The sequence below is a fragment of the Enterococcus xiangfangensis genome (assembly GCF_005405365.1).
Taxonomy (GTDB): Bacteria; Bacillota; Bacilli; order Lactobacillales; family Enterococcaceae; genus Enterococcus_A; species Enterococcus_A xiangfangensis.
The window spans coordinates 32,481-57,431 of record NZ_BJDX01000006.1 but is presented as its reverse complement, the minus strand read 5'-3'; the positions used below and the strand labels follow the sequence as shown (position 1 = coordinate 57,431).

The window sequence follows — 24,951 nt, the reverse complement described above, 5'->3', positions numbered from 1 at the left end:
TTCTTTATTAAAAGATTTGAATATCTTCTAAATTAATGTCCTCTTCTTCTTTTTCAACTTGTTTTTCAGCGTCTTCTTCTGTGACATTTTTCTTGATGATTGCTAATACAATCGCAGTTACGAATACATTAACTAAAATCGCGATGACACCCGCCCATGGTCTGGACATAGTTGGGATCATCAAGACACCGCCAAATGGAACAGTTGCGTCAGCTCCTAAGATCATTGTAGTTGCACCGCCGGCAAATCCGCCAATCGCAGTCGCTATGACACCGCGTACGATATCATTCATGACTAGTGGGATGACACCTTCAACGATATTGATAACACCCATTGGTACCGCTGATTTTAAAGTCTCAACTTCTAATTTCGTATAGATATTTTTTCCGAATAATTTTGCGATGAAAAAAGCTAGTCCAAAGCCGATTGGCGTTGCTGTATTGACTAACTGCAATGCTGTGATTGGTCCATTTACTCCTTCAGCTTGCATCGTTAAAACAAAAGCAAATACAGTTTTGTTGATTGGACCGCCATAATCGACCCCGCTCAATAAACCGATGACTCCGCCAAAGATTAATAGTGAGGAGTTTCCTAGTCCATCTAAGAAATTTGTTAATAATGACGTTAATGCTGCGATCGGTGTACCAATGATATACACCATAATGAGTCCGCCAATAATCGAGGTTAAAAACGGAATCACTAATGTTGGCATCAAACCTTTTGCCCAATTTGGTAATTTGACGTATTTTAAAACTGCTAATACGAGATAACCTGCTAAATAACCGCCTAAAATTCCGCCAATGAAGCCCGCTCCAATTGCATTGGCTGTCAACCCGATGATAAATCCAGGTGCGATACCGGGTTTTCCGCCGATTGAAAACGAGATTCCCGTTGCAATGACTACTGGTAACAATCCTAGACCTTTACCGCCCATTGTTGCTAAAGCATCCCAGATCGTGAATTTCCCTTGTACTAAGGCATCTTGGCTTGTCCCGCCAAATGCCATCCCAATAGCGATCAAGAAACCCGCTCCACAGACAATCGGAATCAAATAAGAAATCGCTGTCAATAAATGACCTTTAAGATTTAATGCTTTAATTTTTTTCATTTTTCTCCCTCCATCAAGCGAATGCTTCAACAACGTCTTCTGGCCTTTTCGCCTGCAACAGTTCTTCAATAACTTCATCGTTTCCTAATTTTCTAGCAAATAAAGATAATAATTTCAAATGCTCGTTCGCACCTTCATTGTCATTGCCTACCGCGAAAAGAATGATCCCTTTCACGCCTTTACCGTCTAAACTTTCCCACGGGATTTCTTCTTGATTGATCCCGATTGCGACGCCGACTTTGTTGACGTAGGCACTTTTTCCATGCGGAATTGCGATATAATTGCCAATACCTGTTTGACCCTCTGCTTCACGGGCATAAATATCTTCGATGAATCCGCTTACTTCAGAAATATAACCATTGGCTAATAACTGGTTCGCCAAGTCATGCAAGGCTTCGTCTTTTGTTTTGGCCGTCATGTTCGTCTTGACGATTGCTAGATCCACGATATCTTTTACTTCCATTTGAATCCCTCCTGCTTCCATAAATAATCAACGACTAAGCTTTTTGTGTAACGACTTCTTGTGCTTTTTCCAATAATTTATTTGGTGATTTGACAGCGACCTCGGTTGGTACTTGGATGATCCGTTTGCCGTCAAAACGTTCCCGACCAGAAATTTTTACATCGATCGCTAAGATTACGATGTCTGCTTGGTCGATCTCTTCTTGAGTCAGTTTGTTTTCGATCCCGATCGTTCCTTGTGTTTCTACTTTCATTTCATAACCCGCTTTTTTTGCGGCATTTTCTAATTTTTCTTGTGCGATGTATGTGTGAGCAATCCCCACTGTACATGCTGCTACTCCGACGATTTTCATTTTGTTTCCTCCTCTAATAGTTGGTGAATTTGTTCTTCACTTTCACTGTTTAATAATGCTGCTAAAAACTCATCATCCGCCAACCGGCGCGTGAATTGTGCGATTCTTTGTTTCATTGTTTGATGCTCATTGCTTTTCATCAAAATGGTGACAATCAGTTGGACTTCCGGCGTTTCTTCATCTAGATCAACAGCTTTTGCCAAACGAATCAGTAAAATGTGGCTTTGCTTGATTTTAGGACTTTCTAAGTGAGGCAAGATGACATGTTCTGAAATCATTGTATTGCCGATTTTTTCTCGTTCTTGCAATAAAGCAACCAATTCCTCTGCGGCTTCTTCATTGGCGTGTGCCGCAATAAAGTGTTGGATTTGCTCACGGCTGTAGAGCGGTTGATCCACGACTACTTGGAAAAAATTATCGTTCATCATAAATCGCCTCGATTTTCTTTTGCAGTCGATTTTGATCGTCCTTAGTAAACATCGCGCTGACTAACAAAGAAGGAACCTGGATCGCCTCACTCACACTGACTGTCGTCAAGATCAGATCAATCCCTGGATATCTTTCCATAAAACGTTTTGCATCGCGCGAAGCGATCACATCGACGATCTCTAATTCAGGAAATTTTTTCTCGACTTTCACTCGTAGAAGTTCTGAAGTTCCGACACCGGTCGTACACATGATGACGGTCCGAATCGGCAACTGATTTGTTTCGATGATTCGAGCAAAATATAAACTAATGAAGCCATTCTCATCCTCACTGATCTTTGGTAGATCAAAACGCTGACTCACTTCATCAGAAACGTGAGTAACATCTGTAAAAATCACTTCATAAGTCATCTTGATCTGGTCCAATAAACTATTTTTTACATGGATCCCGTTATTCAAACGATTGATCATCGGCTTGATATGATTTGCCAAATCAAGAAAAATCGAATCTCCTTTGATCGGAATATTTAAGCGTTGGCTCATTCCATCTAGATAGACGTTGGTGATCTCTGCGACTTTCGGTGAAAATTTCGTTACTTTACTCAACGATCCTTGCATCCGTGAAGAAGTTAGGTATTGATAAAGATAATAGATCTCTGATTCAGGCAGTTCTCGCTGCAGATATTGCTCAACATTTTGAATAGCTGCTTTGGAAACTTGATAAAGTGTTGTATCTTGCTGCAACCGTTCTTGTTCACTTTTTGAAAGCAATTCGCGTTCCTCACTTGGCAGTTGTTGGACTTTGCGCAAACGGCTGATCAATATATATAAATGAGAAAAAATATTGATATTATACGGATACGGAATCGTCATTCCTAGTTGCTTTTCGATCAATTTTATTTGATCTAAGATAAACAACACATCATAATTATTAAAATTCAACTCCGGATTATTCTTTAAGTCATCGATCTCGACGATATTATGCATTTGGATCAAATCAGAAATTGCGCGACGAATATTGGCTTCTTTGCCTAAAACAGCCAGTGTCCGTTGTTTCCGTTCAAGCTTCAGCTCATAACGTTGCAAGTATTCTGCAATGATTTGTTCATCACCGAAGATCACCGACTCGCCAACATAATATTCTTCAAATAAATCATAGACATTTTTCGCATTAGGGGAAGAAAGTAACAGTTCCTCCATCACTCGATTCCTACGCTCTTGCGGTGAATATTGACTCCGTTGACTGGGTTGAAAGTTGGTTTGACTGATATATTTCTCGTAATTTAATTTGTAGCCCCGCCCCTTTTCTGACTGAATCAGTCCTTCGCCGTGTGTTTCATTGATCTTCTTGATCAGGCGATAAATCGTTTTTTGCGAAGTTCCTAGGTGCTCCGCCAATTCTTCAGACGTCACATAGTCATGTCGTTTTGCTAGAAGTAGTAACAGCCCTTGTTCACGATTTTTCTTTGCTCCCATGGCTATCGACCTCCCCTTCTTGTTTTTATCATAACCTGTTAAAAAGAAAACGTTTCACTCGTTTTTGTCCGTTGCAACGGACAAAAAATAAAACTATCCTACTTATTATAGTCAGGAATAGTTAAAAATGTGGGAAAAAACAACGAGCTGCTCATTCCGCAAATCAAAAAATACGCGAAAAAAGAAGCCGTGACAAAAAATTGTCACCACTTCTTCCTCTGATATAGATAGTGTTCTCATAAGCCAAAATTTTAAAAAGAACTAAGAAACAATTTTCAAAAAAATTCTTGTTTTTTGAGACTTCTTGCTTCCAGAATTTTTTTCAATTACCAACCACCCGAGGCACCGCCACCGCCGGATGAACCGCCGCCAAAAGATCCCCAAGAAGAGCCGCCGCCAGATCCTTTGTCATTGTCTGACCAGTTGCTGGAATTATAATTCGATGCTAGATACGCGGTTGTCAATATCTCACCGTTTCCTCCATACAATGTATCGCCAATCAAAATACGGCCGAACATTTTCTTTTCCGCAGCTGGATTTTGCAATAGTCTTCCTTGAGCGATCGCACGCTGAACAGCTCCCGCAGATAATCCAATCAATAGACCGCTCAGCAAAATGTTGTATAGTTCCGTTTGTTTGCTGATTTGCAGCAAGTCTTCCTCTTCTGTGACTGCAGCCGTTTCTGATTGATAGTTTTTATAGTTTCGCTTCAATGCAGCCCGTGCTCGGAAAAGATTGCTCACAACAAGTACACTGATGAAAACGAGCAGAATTAAGCCTACCATTGCGGCCCAGTGAAGAAATACTAGCTGTGTCCGCTGACTTTCAACATTTTTGATTTGTGAATCGACTAAGGCAGTCTTCGTATTCATGATCGCAAAGACTTCATCCAACACTTGATTGACACCAGTGTCATAATCTTCATCTTTGAACGCATCGACGACATCGTCATTGTTGATAATGTCATCCGCCTTACCGTCAGGAATCAGTCCTTCCAAGCCGTAACCCACTTCCAAGCGAAATTCTCGATCATCCAGCGCAATCAAATACAAAACACCATTGTTTTCGGTTTTATCTCCAATTCCTAATTGATTGAAGATCGCATTCGCATAGGATTCGATATCTTCTCCGCGGGGCAATTCCGGCACCGTGACAACTTCTAACTGCGCGCCATTCGTACTTGCTGCCAATTGTTTGTTTAACTGATAAATTTTACGTTTGGTTTTCTGACTCAACATACCCGCGTTATCGGAAACAAAAATATTGTTTTTATTGATAGTCAAACGACTATCTGTTCCGTCGATCGCTACCTGATAATTATCGGCTTTTTGGGGATATTCCTTCAAATTAGCTAAATTGTTATTCAAGGTCGTTTTAAAAGACTGGTTGTTCGTGGCTTTTTTTCCGTCCAAAATGTCTGCTCGGTCTTGTCTCAAAGTCGTCAACTGCTGATCGTAGGTTGCTTTTTTATTTCCATATCCGTCAGTTGCTAAAAGATTGTACAGACCTAGGCCGCTGATCACTAAGATAACGACTAAAATCAAAGACAAGAATCGATTGCGTCTGCGTAACTTGCGATAATTCTCAACGATTTCTTGCTGGAGTCGTTTGCCTGAAGTACGCTGTTTTTGTTTCATTTTTTTCACCCATTCTTATTCAAAACTGACAGCTGGCACTTCTTTTGCCGTATCGTCAGCTTCGAAGTTCGCTTTTTTCTCAAACCCTAAAACTTTTGCTGCCAGATTTTTTGGGAAACGAACTAGACTTTGGTTGTACTCATTGACTTGTTCAATATAATTTTTCCGTTCGACTGAGATTCGATTTTCTGTTCCTTCTAATTGAACCATCAGTGTTTTGACGTTTTCATTTGAAGCCAATGTTGGATAATCTTCTTGAATGACATTCACCATTGTTCCTAACCCTTGATTGATTTGTTCATTTGCGGCATTTTTTTCAGCCGGCGTGTTCGCATTATTATAGGCTTTACGTGCATCCGTGATTTCTTTGACGATGGTTTCTTCATGCTGCATGCTACCTTTGACACTATTTACTAGATTTGGGATCAAATCGGCTCGGCGCTGCATCACATTTTCAACTTGAGACCATTTTGCATCGACATTATTTTCAGCTGAAACTAGCGAATTATAGGTGGCAATAAAATACACTCCGATTGCTAAAACGATGACGGCAATCCCAACGACAATACCTGTGCCTCTTTTTTTCATTTTTATCCCAACCTTTTTTATTTTTTTCTTTCTGATTGAGCTAATTATAGCACTCACACAAGCATACACCTCAGACTTTTGACTGATATTTCGCTTCGTTAACAAAAAGAAAAACTTCTTCCAGTTAAACAGCCCAGCAATCACCCATTTTTTAGAATAATTTCTTTACTCATTAGGTTTTTTAAGCTAAAAAAATAAGCAGCCTTTCTTTTACGACTGCTTACAATTAACGATATTATCTGATGGCAACTGCAAATTTTTTCAATTGATAACTAGTTTCGAATTTATCTGCCGTCACCCAATATTTTCCAGCGTTTGGATCAGAGACATGATACATATCTTTAGCTTGATTGTACCCATCCAAGGTTAGAACGTGGGCATTATCGATTCCTGTCCCCCAAAAATAATTGCCATACTGCGGACTTGCAAAATTCAATGTAACATAGACGACAACCGGATGGCCATTGCGCAATTCTTGTTTTAAGGTTGCGGGTGAACTGCCAGAAATATTAACCGTCTTCCCATATTTACTACCCCAGCTAGTTAACGGTGCGGGGAAAATCGATTGGTAAACGCCAGACATTACAATATCCGGACGACCAGCAAACCCATGATTAGGATTTTTATCTGCAGCTAAGGGCATTTCTTTGATAAAAGTTTTTAAACTATAATTTTTTGCGTAGCCTTTTGCTTGCAACCCTTGCAATAAAGCGGCGGCTTCACACCCCATCGGCAGACCTGCTGAATTTTGGTTGATGTACGGAACATTTAATAGAATATCATTAGACGCATCCATTGGTTCAGCATTCCAGGCGATTCCTTCATAGCGCCAACCTGAGCGTTTTAAATTATCTCGTTCATTCGTATCTAACGTGTAATGGTGTGTGCCGGTTTTTGCGTTAGGATTGTACAAACGATAAAGCGGCGTCCCTTTTGCAGGAGAGTACCAAGCGATTCCTTCATAACGCCAGCCCGCTCGTTTCAGATTATCCCGTTCATTCGCATTTAATGTATAGTGGTGATCGCCTACGTTAGGATTATATAATCGATACACCGGATTGCCGCTTGTCGGCGCATTCCAGCCGATGCCTTCGTAACGCCAGCCGACTCGTTTCAAATTATCCCGTTCATTTGTATTCGCCGTATAAAAATGTTCCCCGCTATTAGGATTATAAAGCCGCGACATCGCGACTCCGGCTTGTGCAGAAACAGGTAAAATGATCATTCCAATCATTAGACCTATCAACAAACCTATCTTTTTCATTCAATCGTCTCCTCATTATTTTTGTTTTCTTGTGCCTCACTCCACTGGCAGATGAACTTGGCGCATTCTTCAATCGCATCAAAGGTACTGGTCTTTCGTCGGATCAAATAAAAATTTCGTTTGAAACTATCATCCAGTCTTTGATACGCGATCCCTTCTGCCGCCCGCTCTGAAATCACGGAACAACCGAATCCTTGTTTCAGTAATCCAACGATGACTTCGTTGTTTTGGACTTCGATGACCGGATCGCCGATATCTTTTTCTTCTAAAAAACGCTTCGTATAATAATAGACGCCCGAAGTATTTTCTCGGACCAGCCACGGACCCGCTTGGGTATCCCCTGCCAAGACGAGTTGATCTTCCATCAATGAGGCACGTTTGATCGTCGGCGCAGACAATGGTTTTTCGATAAAGCCAAGATCTACTGCATGATGCTCAACTGCTTGTAAAACTTCTAAAGAATTCATCATCTGAACACTGAAACGGATCTGCGGAAATTTTTGATGCAGCTGAATCAAGAGCTTCGGTAAAATATAATTCGCAAACGTATGGGAGGCACCAATCACACAGCGAATGATCTGCTGCTGATTCGTTTGGACAGCGTGATACAAATTATCCCAATCATCAATCAGATCGATCACTCGTTCATACAAGATCTCTGCTTGCGGTGTCGCCAAAACTTCTTTTCTTCCGCTGCGAATAAATAATTGCGTATTTAATTCATTTTCCAGCTGTTTGATTTGAGACGAAACTGTCGGCTGCGAAATAAACAAAATCTCTGAAGCCCTGGAAAAATTTTTCGTCTCATAAACTACTTTAAACGTTTCAAGCCACTTAAACATTAAGATCCCTTTCATTACTTTTTTCTATCTAAACTATTATATCAATAAATTATAATAATGAAAATTATTGGTTATAATCTATTTGACGAATAACGCGTCTTCAAATGGCGTGAATGATAGCTAGTCAAATTTTATTATTAAGAAAGGAAGTAGCTGATGTTTCTACAAAATAAATGGACCCCTATTTTACCAGGATTTCTTTTAGCTTTGGCTGTCGCGATTGGTGCTAAACTTTTGGCATTGCTTTTGCCGCAGTTAGGCGGAGCTACTTTAGCGATCTTGTTAGGAATTATTTTAGGCAATACAGTCTTTCATCAACCGGTTTTAGCGGTGGGAACTAAGTTTGCGGAAAGCCGACTGTTGGAGTATTCTGTTGTCTTGCTCGGTTTTACTGTGACTTTCCAAACCATTGGTGAGATGGGGATCAAAGGTCTGATCTTTATCTTATTGATTATGACGACTGTCATCACCGGCGCTTATTGGGTCGGTCGCAAACTAGGCTTCAATGAAAAAATGGCGCTGATGATGGCTGGCGGAAATGCCGTCTGCGGCTCCTCTGCGATTGGTGCGATTGCTCCGGCAATTGACGCAAACGACGAAGAAAAAGGCCAGATCATCACCCTCGTCAATTTATTAGGCACCGTTATGATGCTGACATTGCCGTTTTTAGGCTTGTCGCTTTTTGGCGACAACTTATTACAAAAAAGCGCCTTGCTGGGCGGGACTTTACAATCTGTTGGCCAAGTCGTCGCCGGTGCCAGTCTGATTAATCCTGAAACGGTCAAATACGCGATGCTGTTTAAAATCACTCGAATCATTTTTTTAGTCGTCGTTGTATTCCTCTTTGAACGCAAGGCTCAACGAACCGGACTAGTCAAAGCTAAAGGAACAAAGAAAAAATTTCCGATTCCTTGGTATGTCACGGGATTTTTACTTTTTTGTATCATCAACAGTCTCTTTTCATTGCCGTTAATTTTTAGTGAGAGTGCGCATTTTATCAGCACTTGGTTTGAGACTACTGCTCTTGCGGCAATTGGCTTGCGGTTAGATTTTTGTAAATTTTTGAAAGAAGGACCGCGCTTTTTACTTTATGGATTATCTGTTGGAACACTACAGACACTTGCCGCTATCTTGTTTATTTTCCTTTTGCATATCTAAAAAACGTGTGACAATTTTTTGTCACACGTTTTTAGAATAAATAATGTTCCAACCACTTTAGAAACAGGCTGTTTTTTTTGATTGTTTATTTCTATCACAATGACTTCCTACTCTACCACTGCGACAACTTCTACTTCTACTAATGCACCTTTTGGCAGATCTGCGACGCCGACACATGAACGACTTGGTTTTTCATTATTAAAGAAGCGTTCATAAACTTGATTAAAGGCAGAAAAATCAGCGATATTTTTTAAGAAGCAAGTTGTTTTTACTACTTGATCATAACTGACGCCGGCAGCTGCTAAAATCCCGCCAACATTGCGCAAAACTTGGTACGTCTGTTCTTCAATCGATTTCCCGACCAATTCACCGTTTGTTGGATCTAGCGCGATCTGTCCTGAAGCATACAACATACCTTTGACGACTTTTCCTTGGACATAAGGCCCGATTGCTTGTGGTGCCTCTGCAGTTTCGACTGTAAGAACAGCTGGTTTTTGAAAGTTTACTTTAGTTACGTTGTTTTCCATTTTTTTCCACTCCTTTTTAATTAGCAGGCTTTCGCGTTTTTAGCGTTGAGCCAAATCGTTCGCTTAGTTTGTTTATTATTAAAATTTACTGACAAAAAAAGCATCTCACTTCGTTAAGTGAGATGCTTGGAGAATCCCACTCAACAAATGTCAAACAGGACTTCAAACCGTTTTAATCAAAACAGGTCTCAAGTCCTCAGTCTAATAATAATCATTTGTTTAGTAGTCATCGTGTTCATAATGATTCTCCTTTTTTAAAAATTAAATTTAAATGATAGTTTAGTTAATTTATGATTGTAATAATAACGGAGGTTTTATCATTTGTCAATAAGTTTAAAGAATTTTCTGATAGTTTATCTCTCATTTTTGTAAGCTGATTCCTTGCTTGTTCTATGGTAACTATTTAAAATTCCTATTATTGTGGTAACAAAGAAAGTGAGGTTTTTATTACATGCGTAAAGGAATGACTGGTTTCCAGTTGAAAATTCTCGGAGTCATAACGATGGTGATCGATCACATCGGGGAATTTTTTCTATTTTTAGGAGTACCTGTGTGGTTTCATTGGATCGGCCGGATTGCGGCACCGATTTTCCTATTTGAAAGCTCAGAAGGTTTCATCCATACAAGCAATCGTAAAAAATATATGTTTCGTTTATTAGCCGGTTATTGGTTGATGGGTGTCATCAACTTGATCTTAAATAAGTATTTTGCGATCGGCAGTTCAATCGTAATCAATAATATTTTTGGAACGCTATTTTTAGGGACGGTCTACATGCAAGCCTGCGAATATTTCAAACAAAAAAAGATTTTCAAAGGCCTGATCTGGTTCCTCGTTCCACTTATTTTAAGTTTCTTAGCGTTGATGCTGTTATCTAATAATCAGTTTCTTGATTCGAATCTTGGACTTCTCTTTTTCCAAGTATTCACTTTGTTCATCCCTACACTCATGATGATCGAAGGCGGCGTTTTGTTTATCGTACTGGCAGTTCTGTTTTATTTGTTCCATGGAAAAAAAGCACTGCAGATTTCAGCAATCGTGGTCATTGCATTGATCACTTTAGTCACAGGCGGTTTCCAACATGCCTTTACCTACAATTATCAATGGATGATGATTTTAGCGGCGATCCCAATCGTTCTTTATAATGGTGAAAAAGGGCGCGGCATGCGGAATTTCTTCTATATCTTTTATCCTGCACACATCACGTTGTTTGCACTTATCAGTTTTTTCATTCAACGCTAAACTTGACCTGACGAACAAAAAGTTTTACAATGCTGATTGTGAATAAATCGTACAGATAACACGCACAGCGTGTCGAGAGAGAGGCGGTTTCTATTAATTTAGAAACAAGCTCTCTTTTTTTGTTTCACTGCGTCTTAGCGAATCAGTGAGCTCCTGTACGAAATCAATTGAATTTTTCTATTAAAAATTCATACAATGCAGTCGTTTGTCCGATCATTCATCGGTGTGAACGATCTTATTAAAGTGAGGGAATTGAATGAAAGAAAAGAAAATCCATTTATTGTCAGCAGTCCTTGCCACAGGGATCATGTCTTTTGCCGGTGTCTTGATCGAGACCGCCATGAACGTGACCTTTCCTACCTTGATCGAACAATTTGGGATCTCTACCGGTACAGTCCAATGGGTGACGACTATTTATCTCCTAGTGATCTCCATTATGGTTCCTTTCTCTAATTATTTATTGAAAAATTTTTCGATCCGCAAATTATTTATCATCGCCAATCTCTTTTTTATTGCCGGACTAGTAATCGATTTATGGGCACCGACCTTTAGTATTTTATTGATTGGGCGTTTACTCCAAGGAATCAGCACAGGAATCGCTTTACCATTGATGTTCCACATCATATTAAATTTCACACCCATGAACAAACGCGGCACGATGATGGGCGTCGGCACGTTAACGACTTCGATTGCTCCTGCGATCGGTCCGACGTATGGCGGAATAATGACTGCCAACCTGTCTTGGCACGCGATCTTCTTATTTTTATTACCCGTCTTAGCGATTTCTTTAGTGATCGGACTTTACGCGATTCCAGAAATGCCGGTCAAGAAAAAGGGCGGACTGGATATTATAAGTCTGTTGGGTGTCGCATTGCTTTTCAGCGGGCTGCTAATGTTCTTAAATCAAATCGGCAGCTGGTTAAGTTTGCTTTCACTAGCAGTCGGAATTCTCGGCTTATTCATTTTTTACCGCCAAGCAACGCGCGGAAAAAATCCATTGGTGCGGCTCACTGTCTTGAAAAATAAAGTCTTTGTCTTGTTTTTATGCGGTTTTTTAGTTTGTCAGTTCTTATTGTTAGGAATTTCTTTCGTCTTACCGAACTTCATTCAAATCGTTTTAGACAAAGACGCATTTATCGCGGGTCTAGTCATGATGCCAGGAGCCGCTGTCGGTGCGATCTTAGCACCCATTTCTGGTCGGATCTTAGATATCTTCGGTTCAAAAAAACCGATTTTGCTTGGCTTGAGTTTTGCAACGATCGGTTGGATCGCTTTAACCTTGTTATTACGCTCGCCCCTTTTATTGGGTTTTGTCGCGGGTCATGTCTTTTATATGATCGGAATCGGCTTTGCTTACAGCAATCTGATGACTACAGGCATGAACTTGCTGCCAGAAGCTGAGTATGGCGACGGCAATACCTTATTCAACACACTGCAGCAATTCTCTGGAGCAGTTGCTACGGCGATCGTTGCTACGATCATCAATCTAGCACAACAATCGCAAACTGATTTTATCGCCGCGACTGTTACCGGCTCGCAACTCTCGCTGATCGTACTACTAATTTTATTGTTAGCGGTATTGATCGCTTGTTTGATCCATTTTCGTAAAGAACCCGTTCGCGGCTGATTTTAAAATAAAATAAACCGAACCGCAAAAGTCAGTTTAATAGCTTTTGCGGTTCGATTTTTTTATAACTGTTACTCTTCACAGCCGGCTGTTTCATTCAAAGAACTCGGCGCTTCGCTTCTTTTCACTTGCACGATCAAAAGAATCGCTAGTAAAACAATCGCCGCACCAAAAATCGGTGTGTAAGCAATGCCCATTTTACCTGTGACTTGTGCACCGACAGTCGAACCTAACGTAATCCCGACATTGAAAGCCGCGATATTAAATGCGGAAGCCAATGTAATGTCTTGTGGTACATATTTTTCAGCCAATTGCACAACATATAACTGCAATCCCGGCACATTCATGAAAGCAAACAGTCCTAAAAGGATCGCTGCCAGCAAACCGAGAAGCGTATTTCCAAGCATGATCGTGATAAATAAGAACAGCAAGGATGTTAGTAAAAGACCAAACATCTTGATTAATGAAGCAAGTGGTTTTTCATTGGCCAAATGCCCGCCGACGGTATTGCCGATCGCGACCATCACGCCATAAACAATCAAAATGATCACGACTGCATTTGCGGAAAAACCAAAATTTTCTAAGATTGGTGAAAGATACGTGTATGCAGCAAACGTCCCGCCGTAACCGAATGCGGTGATCAAGAAAGACATCACTAACGGTTTATTCGAAAAGATTCGGACAAAACCTTTCAAATCGACTTTGCCAGGAATCGGTAATTGACGCGGAACTAAGAAACTGCTGGCGATCAAACCAAGTAACCCAACTGCTGCGATAAAAATAAAGGACATATTCCATGTTGTTTGTTGACCAATAAATGTTCCCAATGGTACTCCTGTCACAGTTGCGACAGTCAAACCGGTAAACATGATGGCGATCGCACTTGCACGCCGCGACGGCGCAACGACATCAGCAGCGACAACTGTTGAAACTGACATAAAGATTCCATGTGCCAATGCTGCTAAAATACGACCCACTAATAAAATCATAAACGTTGGAGCAAACGCGGCTAATACATTCCCGGCGATAAATAAAAGCATGATCCCGATCATCAAATTGCGCCGGTTCCACTTGCCGGTCAAAATAGTTAATAACGGGGCACCGATTGTTACGCCTAACGCGTATAAAGAGACGGTCAAACCTGCTTGTGCGAGTGTGACATCGAAACTTTTGACGATCATCGGCAACAATCCGACGCTGATAAATTCAGTCGACCCGATCGCAAAGGCATTGATTGCGAGAGCCAGTAAAGTTAAGTTTGGTGAGATTTTCTTTTCCATTTTTTTCCTCCAAAAAAGATTATTTGTAAGCTACAAGAAGATACTATATACTGTTGATGAACTTTTGATAAGTACCCACTTTTTTGTATCATAGGTACCTTTTAGTGACTTTTGAATTGTATCAAGGGTTTTAAGGAGGAATTTTTTTGGAAAATCGTGCATATATGATCGGCGTAGAAGCAACAATGGATGTTATCGGTGGAAAATGGAAACCAATCATTCTTTGTAACCTACGCCATGGACCCATGCGTCCTAGTGATTTGAAACGCGGCATCACCGGCATCAGTCAAAAAATGTTAACGCAACAACTCCGCGAATTAGAAGATGACAAAATCATCGATCGGAAAGTATACCAGCAAGTACCGCCGAAAGTTGAATATTCATTAAGCGAATATGGGCGTAGCCTTTCAGATATTTTAGACAGTTTATGCAGTTGGGGTGAGCAGCACGTCGCTCATTTGCAAGAAGAAGGACAAGACGTTTATTTGAAGGCAAACTAAAGAGGGTGTGACAGAAATCCTGTCACACCCCCTAATTTGATTCAGTATTTAACCGACTTATCATAAATCAGAAAGGATGTTTTTATGGCGAAACCAGATTTTTCCGCGATTCATCACGTCGCTATCATTGTGTCAGATTATCAAAAAGCGCGACATTTTTATGTAGATATCCTCGGCTTACCGATCATTCGCGAAAATTATCGTCCTGAACGAAACGATTATAAATTGGATTTGCAATTAAATGATGCTGAACTAGAGATTTTTGCGGTACAAAATCCGCCGCAGCGTCCAAGTTTTCCTGAAGCAGCTGGACTGCGTCATCTAGCGTTCAAAACAACTGATATCGCGGCGACCGTCGCTTACTTAGCGAGTTGCGGCGTTGAATGCGAGCCATTGCGAACAGATGATTTTACTGGCGAGAAGATGACGTTCTTCTTTGATCCAGACGGACTGCCCTTAGAATTACACGAATAATTAGTAAAGAGAGTGTGACAGAAGTGGTCAGCTTCAAGAAGTAAAAAGTAACTTTCGAAAATTACTTCTAAACTTTTATGAAATTTCGGCTGATTTTCGAAGAAACTGCTTCTGGAACACCGTTTATTTAGAAAAAAGGAGCGTGACAGAACTTCTGTCACACCCTCAGCGATTTCCTTACGCGTTTTCCAGCGGATACTTAATCGCGTTTTTCTTTAATTTTTCACTGATGATTTCATCAATGTCAAAATCCAAATTATCTGCCATCATATACGAATAGATTAATACATCCGCCAATTCTTCTTTCAATCGTTCCGTTTGAGTCCGTGCTTCGGCTGAATCTTTCCATTGAAAAAGTTCTAACAACTCCGCCGCTTCTAAACAAATCGACAAAGCTAAATCTTTTTCATTATGAAAAGGTCGCCAGTTTCGTTCATCGCGAAACCGATTGATTTTTTCCATACTATCCATAGTCAACCTTCTTTCCGCTACTATTTTATCATAGAAACAAATCCAATCTCTTTTGCCAGGCTCAGCGCTTGCTCCAGATTATTTACTAACTAATAACCAATATTTTAGGACGGATACGAATCACTTGAGCTTTTCAAAAATCGACAGCCACTCTTCAGTAAACACGATCACCGACATAGCGAAGTGCTGGTTTTCAGGTCGATTAGCTACTTCGTAAAGGATTTTTGCGGCATCAACTTTCGGATAGCCATAAATACCAGAACTCAACACAGGCAGCGCAAGTGAATGCAACTTGTATTCATGGGCGAATTGAAAAACTGCTTCGTAAGCTGCAGACAATAAGGCTGCCTCGTTATGCTTACCGTCGATGTAGCGCGGTCCCACTGCATGGATCACATAATTCGCCGGCAAAGCAAACGCTGGTGTGATGACTGCACTTCCCACCGTAGTCCCGCCGATTTTTTCCATCGCTTGTTTCAATTCAGGACCCGCCGCGCGATTGAGCGCACCATCTACGCCACCGCCGGGAATCAGTGCCGCATTGGCTGCATTGACGATTGCATCTACTTGAAAATCTAAATGCGCGATATCACCAAGTTTTATTTCGATCATCGTTTTTCGCCCCTTCCATCTCCTTCATTGTAACAAAATCACCCGTTCCAGCAATCAATCCGCCATTTTAATAATAATCTTGCCCTTTGCCCGACCAGATTCAGAATAGTCGAAGGCTTCTTGGATATCAGCTAACGAGGGCGCGATCGTCCTAACTCCACCTGAACTTACTTGTATCAAAACTTAGTCCTTGTCAGTCAGTGTCATGATATCATGCAAAGCTTGCAGGTAACCGATCTGACTGAAGTAACGAAACTTTCTCGGCCAGCGGTCTCTCATCATTTGAAAATTTTGAAAAAAGCTGAGCTGATCGATTAGCGCAGTGAAGGAACCAAAAATGATTATGACTTATCCCGTGATACGACTGAGATCGATAAACTGAAAAACGTATTGACCCTTGTCAGTCAAATCATCGAAAATAATAATTAATTATCCGTGAAGAACCGAGATGTCGCTCTGACTTAAAGAAAGAACGTTATTTAATATTGTCTTCAAAAAAACCTTTAGCCCTCAAAGGCTGACTTTTGAGGGCTAAAGGTTTTTTAATTATTTCTTTCAAACGCTGCTAAAATTGTGCGGACTTCTGCGGTAGTTTTCGTATTCATCAGACGAACACGCAAATCATTTGCTCCAGGAAAACCTTTGACATAAATTTTGAAAAAGCGATGCAAGCCAACGATAGACCGGGGAACTTGCTCCGCATATTTATCTTGCAGATCAAGCTGCAACCGTAATAAATCGATCAAATCTTTGGGCGTATGCGGTTGCGGATTTTTTTCAAAGGCATAAGGATTTTTGAAAATTCCGCGACCGATCATCACACCGTCGACTCCATATTTTTTAGCTAATTCCAGCCCCATCTGACGATCCAAAATATCGCCGTTGATCGTGATCAACGTTTGCGGTGCAAGCGCATCGCGTATTTTTATGATTTGAGGAATCAATTCCCAATGAGCCGCTGCTTTACTCATTTCTTTTCGTGTCCGCAAATGGATTGAAAGATTGGCGATGTCTTGTTTCAATAAGTGACTGATCCATTGCTCCATTTCAGCCAGCTCCGTAAAGCCGACCCGTGTTTTCACACTGACTGGCAAACCACCCGCTTTCGCTGCGTCGATCAATTCCGCCGCCACTTCAGGACGCAAGATCAATCCGCTGCCTTTGCCACGTTCGGCAACATTCGGGACCGGACACCCCATATTAAGATCGATTCCCTTAAATCCCATATCCGCCAAAGCGATACTCATTTGGCGAAAAAATTCCGGTTTATCGCCCCAAATATGAGCGACCATCGGCTGTTCATCTTCCGTGAAAGCCAACCGTCCACGGACACTTTCGATTCCTTCCGGATGACAAAAACTATCCGAATTCGTAAACTCCGTAAAAAAGACATCCGGTGCTCCCGCTTCTTTGACAACATGACGAAACACGACATCTGTCACATCTTCCATCGGTGCCAATATAAAAAAGGGCTTCGGCAATTCCGCCCAAAAATTACTTGCCATTATGTATACTTCCTCCTAGTTCAGCACTTTTTACCAAAACAACGCTATTATACTAAGCTTTGAAAGAAGAAGCAAAGCGAAAGATCCGCATTAGAGCCGAACCCTGTTATGGATTTGAACAACAACGATACCTATTCAAAGAATCAAGGCAGAAGTAATATTGACAAAAATAGCCGCTTTATAAAGCAGACTAAAAGTGTCCATCTTTTTATTACTATGAGAAGATGGACAAATACAAATTTTATGGTCTCTCAAATTATGGTGGATAAAGTATTAAATACATTCGATAATCAGAAAAGCGCAGAAGTAAAGATGATTACTATTTTTTACATTCCAGGTAAACTAAATCCATTGATTCAACAATAGAAAGTTCAATAAAAAGAGCCATCGAATTTGAAATTGAATAAACTAAGGAACGATTACTCTGTACCACCTTTGATGACAAAGGAAATACCAATCAAAGATATCATAAAAACCACGCCCATGCGGTACCGTACAAACTACGACATAAGGCTCAACCTTGGCAAGACAATCCAATATTACGAAACACACCAAATATTATTAAAATGCCTGTTGGTAAGATTACTTATCAGAAATTGACTGGTGGGAATAACAAAAAAGACGCTTCGCAAAATGACTTGCGAAACGCCTGAAAATGTTGATATATAAGGATATATTAACGTTTTGAGAATTGTGATGCTTTACGGGCTTTTTTAAGACCTGGTTGGCAGTTCAAATGTGTTATTTTAAATCAATGAATATCAAAAGTGCTGATTTACCAGTATTTTCCGCCTCAAAATTTGTACTGTATTTCAGTCGATTTTAGGCACTCGTAACCACGATTCGTAACCAATTTTCAACGTAAGACAATTTAGTTACGATAAGTTCAGAGCATATCAGTATCAACTACACTCCTTTAAAACTTTCCATTGAAGAAACTGCATGGTAAATCCACGTAGTCTTTTTATCGTTGCCAAATCAAAGATAAAAGAACAAATTCCTCAAAACTTGTAGGACTAAACATCATGGCGAATAAAATATCCTTTTATATCATCAATTTTAAAATCTTGTATTAATGATACTGGATGAATAGAACTGCCGGCTGCTAAGACCTCCTTACAAGACATGAATGACCAATTTGGTTCATTCCCTCTGTAATCTGGATTATTTGCATAAACAATTCCATCTATTCCCGCCCATATTGCTGCTGAACTACACAAAGGGCAAGGTTCAAAAGTAGAATACAGCCAATATCCTTTCGGAAAAGCTGCTATTTCCAGTATAGTGCAGGCTTTTCGAATACTGTTAATCTCTGCATGAGCAGTAGGATCATGACTCTCACTTACAGTTGTCTCACCAAAACAAATAACCTTACCCGCTGGATTTACAATAGCTGATTGAATTGAATGCCGAGTCCATTGCCGTTCAATTAATTCAGACATAATTTGATCATCAGGATGTTGAAAGTCCATAGTTTCCCCTTTTCAGTCATTGCTTTCTAAACATAGCGCTTTGAACGACTTTATGAATTGATATTTTTTCATTATTGATTGCTAGATAGAATTGATATAAAATTCTCCAAATGTTAGGCGCTCTTTGCGGAGGGGTTCGCCTCAAGCGAATTCCCCTTCGTAAAGAGTTCGCCTTGAACACGAGTGGGCGCCAGCCCGCGAGTGTTGTTTCACCCCCCCTATCTAACAGGGGGGTACAAAAACACGAAAAACAATCGAAAAGCTACGTACAAACACTGTTATACCAAGGAAATAAGCACTTATTGACAAGTGTAAACTAATTTAAAAAAGTTCACATTTTGTTTTCACTGGTTCTAACGAGTTTCAAATAGCGCATCAAACTGATATTTTTAGCTATTCAACTTTCAATTAGCCTCGTTGATTTTTAAATTACCGATTTTATGCTTCTATTGATGGCCCGTGAATTATATTACGATTTGAATTCATTTATTAGCTGATACTTAGTCGAACGGCCTTGCCCGACTTTTTGAATCTTATTCTCTGTTTGTAACTCAGCTAAAGCACGTTCTATCGTTCGCTGGCTAATATCCGGCAATAAGTTCTCCAGATTAGCTCTACTCAAAGGTTCAAAGGACTTTTCTAGTTCCTCTACTACCCTCTCTGCAGGTGTTAGCTCACGATTAATAATAATCTCGAAACGCTCTGAGAAGTTTTCATACGCTCGCAAAATGATTCCGACAAGATAGCGAACAAAAGGCGTATAGTCTTGCTCATTTTCCAACCATCCTACAGAACTTGCCTGTAACGCTTCATAATAGGTTTGCTTCGATTCTTCAATCAACATTTCAATACTGATGTACTTGCCGACTAAATAGCCTGACTTGTATAGCAATAACAGCGTCAACAAGCGCGACATCCGCCCATTCCCGTCACTGAATGGATGAATCGAGAGAAAGTCTAAAACAAAGCAAGGAATCAGCAGTAACGGATCAATCTCAGCCTTCTGAACGGCTTGATTGTATTGGTAGCACAACTCATCAATTAAATCAGGTGTCAAATAAGCAGGAGCTGGTACAAACCGAACTCGCTCCTTACCATCCAGATCTTTTTCCGTAATAACATTATCACCACTTTTGAACTTACCTTTGTAACTTTTAGCTGAGTAATTATAGAGGTTCTTGTGTAACGTTAAAATATCATTTGGCACTACGCGAATGTACTCGTAGCTATCATGAATCAGTTTCAAAACATCCCGATAACCGGCAATTTCTTCTTCGTCTCGATTACGAGGTTTGACCTTTTCTGCCACGATTTGCTTCAAGCGGCCATCTGTCGTCGCAATTCCTTCAATTTTGTTGGAAGCCTCTGTACTTTGAATCAAAGCCAAGTCCGTCAGTTTACTTAAAATTTCTGGTTTGGTCGCAATATAGAGTTCTTGCTTTCCCTTATACTCATGAATCCTAGTCATCATATTCAACAAATCGTGACTAAGAGAGAGTTTTTTCAACTCACGATAATTAAATTCTTTCACCGCCATCCACCTCTTTTCTCCGCCATTTTATCTTATTTGGCGGAGAAAAACAAATAGTGGCGGAGAAAATTAGAAAATCTTCTTTTAAAGTATTTTCCATCTAAAAAGCAGTATATTTTGAAAAGCTCTGCGCCTCTTAGATGTTATATCAGTAAAAATTAGCAACAGGATTTACTCTACCGTTTACAATAATAAAGACATCTCCCCCCATCAATCAACCACTCTACTGGAGAAATCTATCTACTTATAGTCAATATAATCAATATCTATTTCATTGAAATTAATATCAAACTTCCAGCGAGCTTTTTCCGTCAAAAAAACGAGAAAACTATAACCGTATATTTATCTCTTTTGACTAGTACAAAAGAGATTAATCTTTCCTTTGGAATTGATGATATAATGAATTGAATTGATTTCAGGGGAGTTGAATTTTATGGAAAATCCAAAGTTCATTGACTTTTTTGTTCAAGAAGAAAATATTGTAACTGCCCAGGATAAAGAGATTACTGTTCTACATGTAAATATAGCCGATGATGAAGAAATTCTAAACCAATGGGCTGAGTATTTAAGAGACAATTATTGCTCGTTAGCTGACCTCGATATGCAGCGTGATGGTTTTGGCATCTCCCGAAAGGATTTTTTACTAAATATGAAATTTCCTGATCCTACAGACCGCCTTGGTCCTAGCACTATGTCTGGAGATTTTTCAGAGATATTAATAGCTAGCTATATTGAGTATGTTTTAAATTATGTTGTCCCGAAGGTGAGATACAAACAAAAATTTAATCGAAATACATCCACACAAGGTAGTGATTTAATTGGTTACAAACTTAATACTGTTGGGCAAACTAACAAAAAAGATGAAATGATTGTCATTGAGGTAAAAGCAAGAAATAGCGAATCTGCTCCTGATAATGTTTTACAAAATGCTGTTAATCATTCAGCCAAGGATCTTACACGAATTGGCGAATCTTTAAATGCCTCATACCAAATGTTAAATTATTATGGTAATAGTGACCAAGCTAATTTAGTAAAAAGATTTCAAAATTCCGTTGATCGTCCCTATAAAAGGATCTTTGCTGCTGCGGCTGTCTGTTCAGATAAAGCTTTTTCTAGAGATTTATTAAAAACAGTAGATATCTCCACACATCCAGATAAAGATGTTCAGTTGATAGCTGTACATTCTCCTAAATTTTTAGAATTTATCAAACAAATGTATGTGAGGGCTGCCAATGTTAATTGAAAGTAATTCAAAATATTATTTAAAAAAAGTTCAGGCGAAATCAAAAATGTTTGAATATGGTGTTCCACTTGAAGAACATATTCAAGTAGAATACATGGCACAAGAATTAATAATTCTTGCAATTGCTACAATTGGCGATGCTTCTAATTTTATTTGGGATAACAGAAACGTTGGAACTTCTTTATCATTGAATGATGAATTGATTGAAAATCTAAATTTCACATCAATTTACTTCAATTCTCTAATTACCTCTAAAATTGGTGAATCAAATTACAATGATTACTTTGGGATATTAGGCGCCATCTCTTTTTATCTTTCAGACTCCCTAGGAAGTACAAAAGTAATGCTCAATAAAATAGACTGGTCGATGGATTTAGAGGTTAATGGAATTGAAACAGTTCTCTTATATCTTATGGCAGATAGACTAGATGATCTAAACGGCTATAAGTTCCCAAGTAAATATATCTATTCATTCTATTCATTGATTGAGGAATACTCCCAATTCTATTCGAATGGTACACTGATTAACATTGAGAGCCTAGTTATATTGAAACAAAAAATTTATGAATCTCAAAACCCAAGAGAAATTCTTTTCGGAGATGCACTGTTAGCAGTTTTTATTAAAAAATATAAAAATGCTTCTTTAAATCTTTTACCAAATTATTCTGGCACGACCATCGAAGATTGGAATGGTTTATTATTAAATAATAGTTCTATAAAAGAATTATGGCCCAGCCAAATATTATTAGGTAAAGAAAGTATATTTAAGGGTAGCACTGGTGTTATTCAAATGCCAACCAGTTCAGGAAAAACTACTTCAATTGGTTTAATAATTAGATCTGCTTTTATCACTAATCGAACAAAACTTGCTATTGTTGTTGCACCCTTCAAAGCTCTTTGTAAAGAAATTACTTTAAATTTAACTGACTTCTTTTCACATGATGAAGTGATCGTTAACGAACTTTCAGATATTGCAGAAAAAGATGATATAGATTTTTTTGATACTACAGAGAAAAACACACTTATTATACTCACCCCTGAAAAATTACTTTTTTTAATAAGAAATAAGAATGAAATTTTAGAAGACCTTAACTTAATTATCTTCGATGAAGCACATTTATTTGATGATAATTCCAGAGGCACTAATTACGAGCTACTTATTTCAACAATAAAGTATTACCTGAAAAAATCTTCACAAAAAATATTGATTTCTGCTGTTATTACAAATAGCTCAATGATCAACGATTGGTTAAATGATGGTGACGGAAAAGTCATTTCAAATAACAATATTATTTCCGCACAACGATCAATCGCCATGGGGGATTGGATAGGTCATACTGGACAACTGTATTTCTTAAACCAAGAGAATCCTGATATAGACGATTTTTATGTTCCAAAAATTGTTGATATACAAGAAATTAATAAGCTAGGAAGAGAACGTGTAAAAAGATACTTTCCAGATGTAGATTTCAAAAAAAAGAAACTTAATAATGCTTATGATATGCAAATTTATTACGCTTTAAAAATGATTCATAACGGTGCAACTGCTATATTTTCCGGAACAAAAGCATCAGCAGATAAAACGATTGAGAGAATATTAGAAATTGAACGTAGAGGACTACCTATCGCCGCGTTTTCAAACAATAACAACGCAGATGAAAACATAAAAATAGCCAATCTCATTAAACTTAATTTAGGAGATAGTGCCACCTACTACTATGCAGCTTTAAAAGGCGTCTTTATTCATCATGGAAATATTCCTTCTGGAATTCGCACATCAATTGAGTATGCAATGTCGCATAATTTAATTAATTTTGTTGTTTGTACTTCTACACTAGCTCAAGGAGTAAATTTACCTATAAAGTATTTAATAATTTCAAATTTGTATCAGGGGCAAAGTCAAATTAAAGTAAGAGACTTTCATAATCTTCTTGGAAGAACCGGAAGAGCTGGCAAACATATTGAAGGTACAGTTATTTTATCAGAACCATTTGTACACTCTAATAAAAGAGACTGGAAATGGAGAAAGTACAAATCTATGTTAAACATAGCAAACTCAGAGGATAGCCTGAGTAATTTGTTAAAACTAGTTCGAGATATCGATATTAAGAATCTTCCCTCAATAAATTTATTGCCACTTATCTTGTTAAAATATTCTAACTCAGATGAATTTAATCGCCAAAATAATCTACTAAAACAGGTAATAAAAAAAGAGTTTCCTGAGTCATATTTACCTTTCAGCAATGAATTACAAACCATACTCAATAGTTTAAATGATGTAGAGAATTACGTAATGTTCTTTATGAATTATTTTGGTAAAGATGAAGCAAATTTTACGAATATCGTAACTAAACAAACTTTAGGATATCAATTAGCTAGTGAAGATGAAAAAGAAAAATTAATTCACTTATTTGATACAATAAAAAATCATTCTCTTTTGCTTACCAAAGGGGAGTTAAATTTATATACTATTACCTCCCTAGGATTTGATAGTTCCAAATTCTTATCGCAATGGCTCTCTGAAAAAATAGAAGAAATTAATCAAGTAAATTCCGAAATTGAATTAGTTAATATTATTTTCCCACAATTAGTATTACTTAGGGAAAATGCTCTTGTAAAGAAGATCACGGATTCTTCTATTTTTTCTAAATTATGTGAATTATGGATTCAGGGGGAAAGTTACAGAGAGATATTGATTTACTGTCAAAACAATCATTTCACACTTATTCGGTATAATAAATTAGCTTCATTTACCATACAAGATGTTATTGAAATATGTGATAGCATCCTAGCTTATAGTACAATATTACCTTTAAATGGAATTGTGGCATTTATGAATGATTCACAAAATAATTTAAATATCAATTTAATTAAAAAGCTACAAAAAAAAATACGTTATGGACTTCCAAATAATCTATCAATAAATATTTATGAACTTGGGTTTTCTGATCGCGGTGTTGCTCAAATAATAGCAAAAATTATTGATAAAGATTCCTTTTTCAGTTCACTTCCATCAATTAGTAAGCAGCTCACAAAAAGATTAATCAGAGAAAAAAAAGATTCCATAGAAACTGTGTTAAAGGACTTCCCGCAATATTTTGTAGATACCCTACAAAAATTATAGTCAAGAAACCAGTCAAATTTTGACTGGTTTC

The 24,951-nt window shown here is 38.6% G+C and carries 24 protein-coding genes and 1 pseudogene; 8 read left to right on the top strand and 17 right to left on the bottom strand.

The genetic code is table 11. From position 1 onward, the window contains the following. Positions 1-7: 7 nt before the first annotated feature. The 9 genes from FFM68_RS08470 to FFM68_RS08430 all read right to left on the bottom strand — a co-directional run bounded on the left by FFM68_RS08470 (position 8) and on the right by FFM68_RS08430 (position 8,156). Positions 8-1,108 carry a PTS fructose transporter subunit IIC gene (locus FFM68_RS08470; protein WP_137618928.1) on the bottom strand — a complete coding sequence of 367 codons (1,101 nt, stop codon included), beginning with the start codon at positions 1,106-1,108 and terminating at the stop codon, positions 8-10. 13 nt (positions 1,109-1,121) lie between these two features. Then, entirely contained in the window at positions 1,122-1,571 is a 450-nt protein-coding gene (locus tag FFM68_RS08465) for a fructose PTS transporter subunit IIA (RefSeq protein ID WP_137618927.1), read from the bottom strand. Positions 1,572-1,605: 34 nt separating this feature from the next. Next, a complete protein-coding gene (locus tag FFM68_RS08460) occupies positions 1,606-1,923 on the bottom strand; it encodes a PTS fructose transporter subunit IIB (RefSeq protein WP_137618926.1) in 318 nt (105 codons plus the stop codon). Continuing rightward, a complete protein-coding gene (locus FFM68_RS08455; RefSeq protein WP_239585138.1) occupies positions 1,920-2,348 on the bottom strand; it encodes a PTS sugar transporter subunit IIA in 429 nt (142 codons plus the stop codon). The genes FFM68_RS08460 and FFM68_RS08455 overlap by 4 nt, the downstream gene beginning before the upstream one ends. Continuing rightward, on the bottom strand, positions 2,338-3,825 hold the full coding sequence (locus FFM68_RS08450) for a BglG family transcription antiterminator (protein ID WP_137618924.1): 1,488 nt from the start codon (positions 3,823-3,825) through the stop codon (positions 2,338-2,340). The genes FFM68_RS08455 and FFM68_RS08450 overlap by 11 nt, the downstream gene beginning before the upstream one ends. A gap of 326 nt (positions 3,826-4,151) precedes the next feature. Further along, a complete protein-coding gene (locus FFM68_RS08445) occupies positions 4,152-5,462 on the bottom strand; it encodes a TPM domain-containing protein (protein WP_137618923.1) in 1,311 nt (436 codons plus the stop codon). 15 nt (positions 5,463-5,477) lie between these two features. Next, positions 5,478-6,050: a LemA family protein gene (locus FFM68_RS08440; protein WP_137618922.1), complete on the bottom strand. Its 573-nt coding sequence runs from the start codon at positions 6,048-6,050 to the stop codon at positions 5,478-5,480. Between the two features lie 235 nt (positions 6,051-6,285). After that, positions 6,286-7,314 carry a C39 family peptidase gene (locus FFM68_RS08435; protein WP_137618921.1) on the bottom strand — a complete coding sequence of 343 codons (1,029 nt, stop codon included), beginning with the start codon at positions 7,312-7,314 and terminating at the stop codon, positions 6,286-6,288. Then, positions 7,311-8,156 carry a LysR substrate-binding domain-containing protein gene (locus FFM68_RS08430; protein ID WP_239585139.1) on the bottom strand — a complete coding sequence of 282 codons (846 nt, stop codon included), beginning with the start codon at positions 8,154-8,156 and terminating at the stop codon, positions 7,311-7,313. The genes FFM68_RS08435 and FFM68_RS08430 overlap by 4 nt, the downstream gene beginning before the upstream one ends. A 156-nt stretch (positions 8,157-8,312) precedes the next feature. On the opposite strand from FFM68_RS08430, the gene FFM68_RS08425 reads away from it, so the two are divergent. Further along, complete coding sequence (locus FFM68_RS08425; protein ID WP_137618919.1) at positions 8,313-9,314, top strand: YeiH family protein; 1,002 nt, start codon at positions 8,313-8,315, stop codon at positions 9,312-9,314. 107 nt (positions 9,315-9,421) lie between these two features. On the opposite strand, the gene FFM68_RS08420 is transcribed toward FFM68_RS08425, so the two are convergent. Beyond that, positions 9,422-9,841 carry a Rid family detoxifying hydrolase gene (locus FFM68_RS08420; protein WP_137618918.1) on the bottom strand — a complete coding sequence of 140 codons (420 nt, stop codon included), beginning with the start codon at positions 9,839-9,841 and terminating at the stop codon, positions 9,422-9,424. Positions 9,842-10,292: 451 nt separating this feature from the next. Here FFM68_RS08420 and FFM68_RS08415 point away from each other — a divergent pair, with 451 nt between their 5' ends. Together FFM68_RS08415 and FFM68_RS08410 are read left to right on the top strand one after the other, a co-directional pair. After that, a complete protein-coding gene (locus FFM68_RS08415) occupies positions 10,293-11,081 on the top strand; it encodes a TraX family protein (RefSeq protein WP_137618917.1) in 789 nt (262 codons plus the stop codon). Positions 11,082-11,337: 256 nt separating this feature from the next. Then, positions 11,338-12,708, top strand: coding sequence for an MFS transporter (locus tag FFM68_RS08410; protein WP_137618916.1), 1,371 nt, complete (start codon positions 11,338-11,340; stop codon positions 12,706-12,708). A 71-nt stretch (positions 12,709-12,779) separates the two neighbouring features. Here the strand turns inward: FFM68_RS08410 and FFM68_RS08405 are convergent, their stop codons facing one another. Then, positions 12,780-13,988 carry an MFS transporter gene (locus FFM68_RS08405; RefSeq protein WP_137618915.1) on the bottom strand — a complete coding sequence of 403 codons (1,209 nt, stop codon included), beginning with the start codon at positions 13,986-13,988 and terminating at the stop codon, positions 12,780-12,782. A 146-nt stretch (positions 13,989-14,134) separates the two neighbouring features. Here FFM68_RS08405 and FFM68_RS08400 point away from each other — a divergent pair, with 146 nt between their 5' ends. Both FFM68_RS08400 and gloA2 read left to right on the top strand, forming a co-directional pair. Further along, entirely contained in the window at positions 14,135-14,488 is a 354-nt protein-coding gene (locus FFM68_RS08400) for a winged helix-turn-helix transcriptional regulator (protein ID WP_137618914.1), read from the top strand. Between the two features lie 84 nt (positions 14,489-14,572). Continuing rightward, positions 14,573-14,962, top strand: a complete 390-nt coding sequence (gloA2, locus tag FFM68_RS08395; RefSeq protein ID WP_137618913.1) for an SMU1112c/YaeR family gloxylase I-like metalloprotein — start codon at positions 14,573-14,575, stop codon at positions 14,960-14,962. Between the two features lie 177 nt (positions 14,963-15,139). Here the strand turns inward: gloA2 and FFM68_RS08390 are convergent, their stop codons facing one another. The 3 genes from FFM68_RS08390 to FFM68_RS13300 all read right to left on the bottom strand — a co-directional run bounded on the left by FFM68_RS08390 (position 15,140) and on the right by FFM68_RS13300 (position 16,225). Then, complete coding sequence (locus tag FFM68_RS08390) at positions 15,140-15,433, bottom strand: nucleotide pyrophosphohydrolase (RefSeq protein WP_137618912.1); 294 nt, start codon at positions 15,431-15,433, stop codon at positions 15,140-15,142. A gap of 120 nt (positions 15,434-15,553) precedes the next feature. Next, positions 15,554-16,045 (bottom strand): macro domain-containing protein, encoded by a 492-nt coding sequence (locus FFM68_RS08385; RefSeq protein ID WP_137618911.1) that lies wholly within the window; start codon positions 16,043-16,045, stop codon positions 15,554-15,556. A gap of 54 nt (positions 16,046-16,099) precedes the next feature. Continuing rightward, positions 16,100-16,225, bottom strand: a complete 126-nt coding sequence (locus FFM68_RS13300; protein WP_275578072.1) for a hypothetical protein — start codon at positions 16,223-16,225, stop codon at positions 16,100-16,102. A 45-nt stretch (positions 16,226-16,270) separates the two neighbouring features. On the opposite strand from FFM68_RS13300, the pseudogene FFM68_RS08375 reads away from it, so the two are divergent. Then, positions 16,271-16,474: pseudogene (locus tag FFM68_RS08375) on the top strand (ArsR/SmtB family transcription factor); the annotation flags it as partial. Between the two features lie 113 nt (positions 16,475-16,587). Here FFM68_RS08375 and FFM68_RS08370 read toward each other — a convergent pair. From FFM68_RS08370 to FFM68_RS08360, 3 genes are all read right to left on the bottom strand, one after another. Further along, positions 16,588-17,550: a tRNA dihydrouridine synthase gene (locus FFM68_RS08370; RefSeq protein WP_137618910.1), complete on the bottom strand. Its 963-nt coding sequence runs from the start codon at positions 17,548-17,550 to the stop codon at positions 16,588-16,590. Positions 17,551-18,566: 1,016 nt separating this feature from the next. Further along, positions 18,567-19,022 (bottom strand): nucleoside deaminase, encoded by a 456-nt coding sequence (locus tag FFM68_RS08365; RefSeq protein ID WP_225585798.1) that lies wholly within the window; start codon positions 19,020-19,022, stop codon positions 18,567-18,569. A gap of 469 nt (positions 19,023-19,491) precedes the next feature. Next, positions 19,492-20,559 carry a Fic family protein gene (locus FFM68_RS08360; RefSeq protein ID WP_174784510.1) on the bottom strand — a complete coding sequence of 356 codons (1,068 nt, stop codon included), beginning with the start codon at positions 20,557-20,559 and terminating at the stop codon, positions 19,492-19,494. A 427-nt stretch (positions 20,560-20,986) separates the two neighbouring features. Between FFM68_RS08360 and FFM68_RS08355 the strand changes: the two genes are divergently transcribed. Both FFM68_RS08355 and FFM68_RS08350 read left to right on the top strand, forming a co-directional pair. Beyond that, entirely contained in the window at positions 20,987-21,796 is an 810-nt protein-coding gene (locus FFM68_RS08355; RefSeq protein ID WP_071857948.1) for a Hachiman antiphage defense system protein HamA, read from the top strand. After that, a complete protein-coding gene (locus tag FFM68_RS08350; protein WP_137618909.1) occupies positions 21,786-24,920 on the top strand; it encodes a DEAD/DEAH box helicase in 3,135 nt (1,044 codons plus the stop codon). The genes FFM68_RS08355 and FFM68_RS08350 overlap by 11 nt, the downstream gene beginning before the upstream one ends. Positions 24,921-24,951 lie beyond the last annotated feature (31 nt).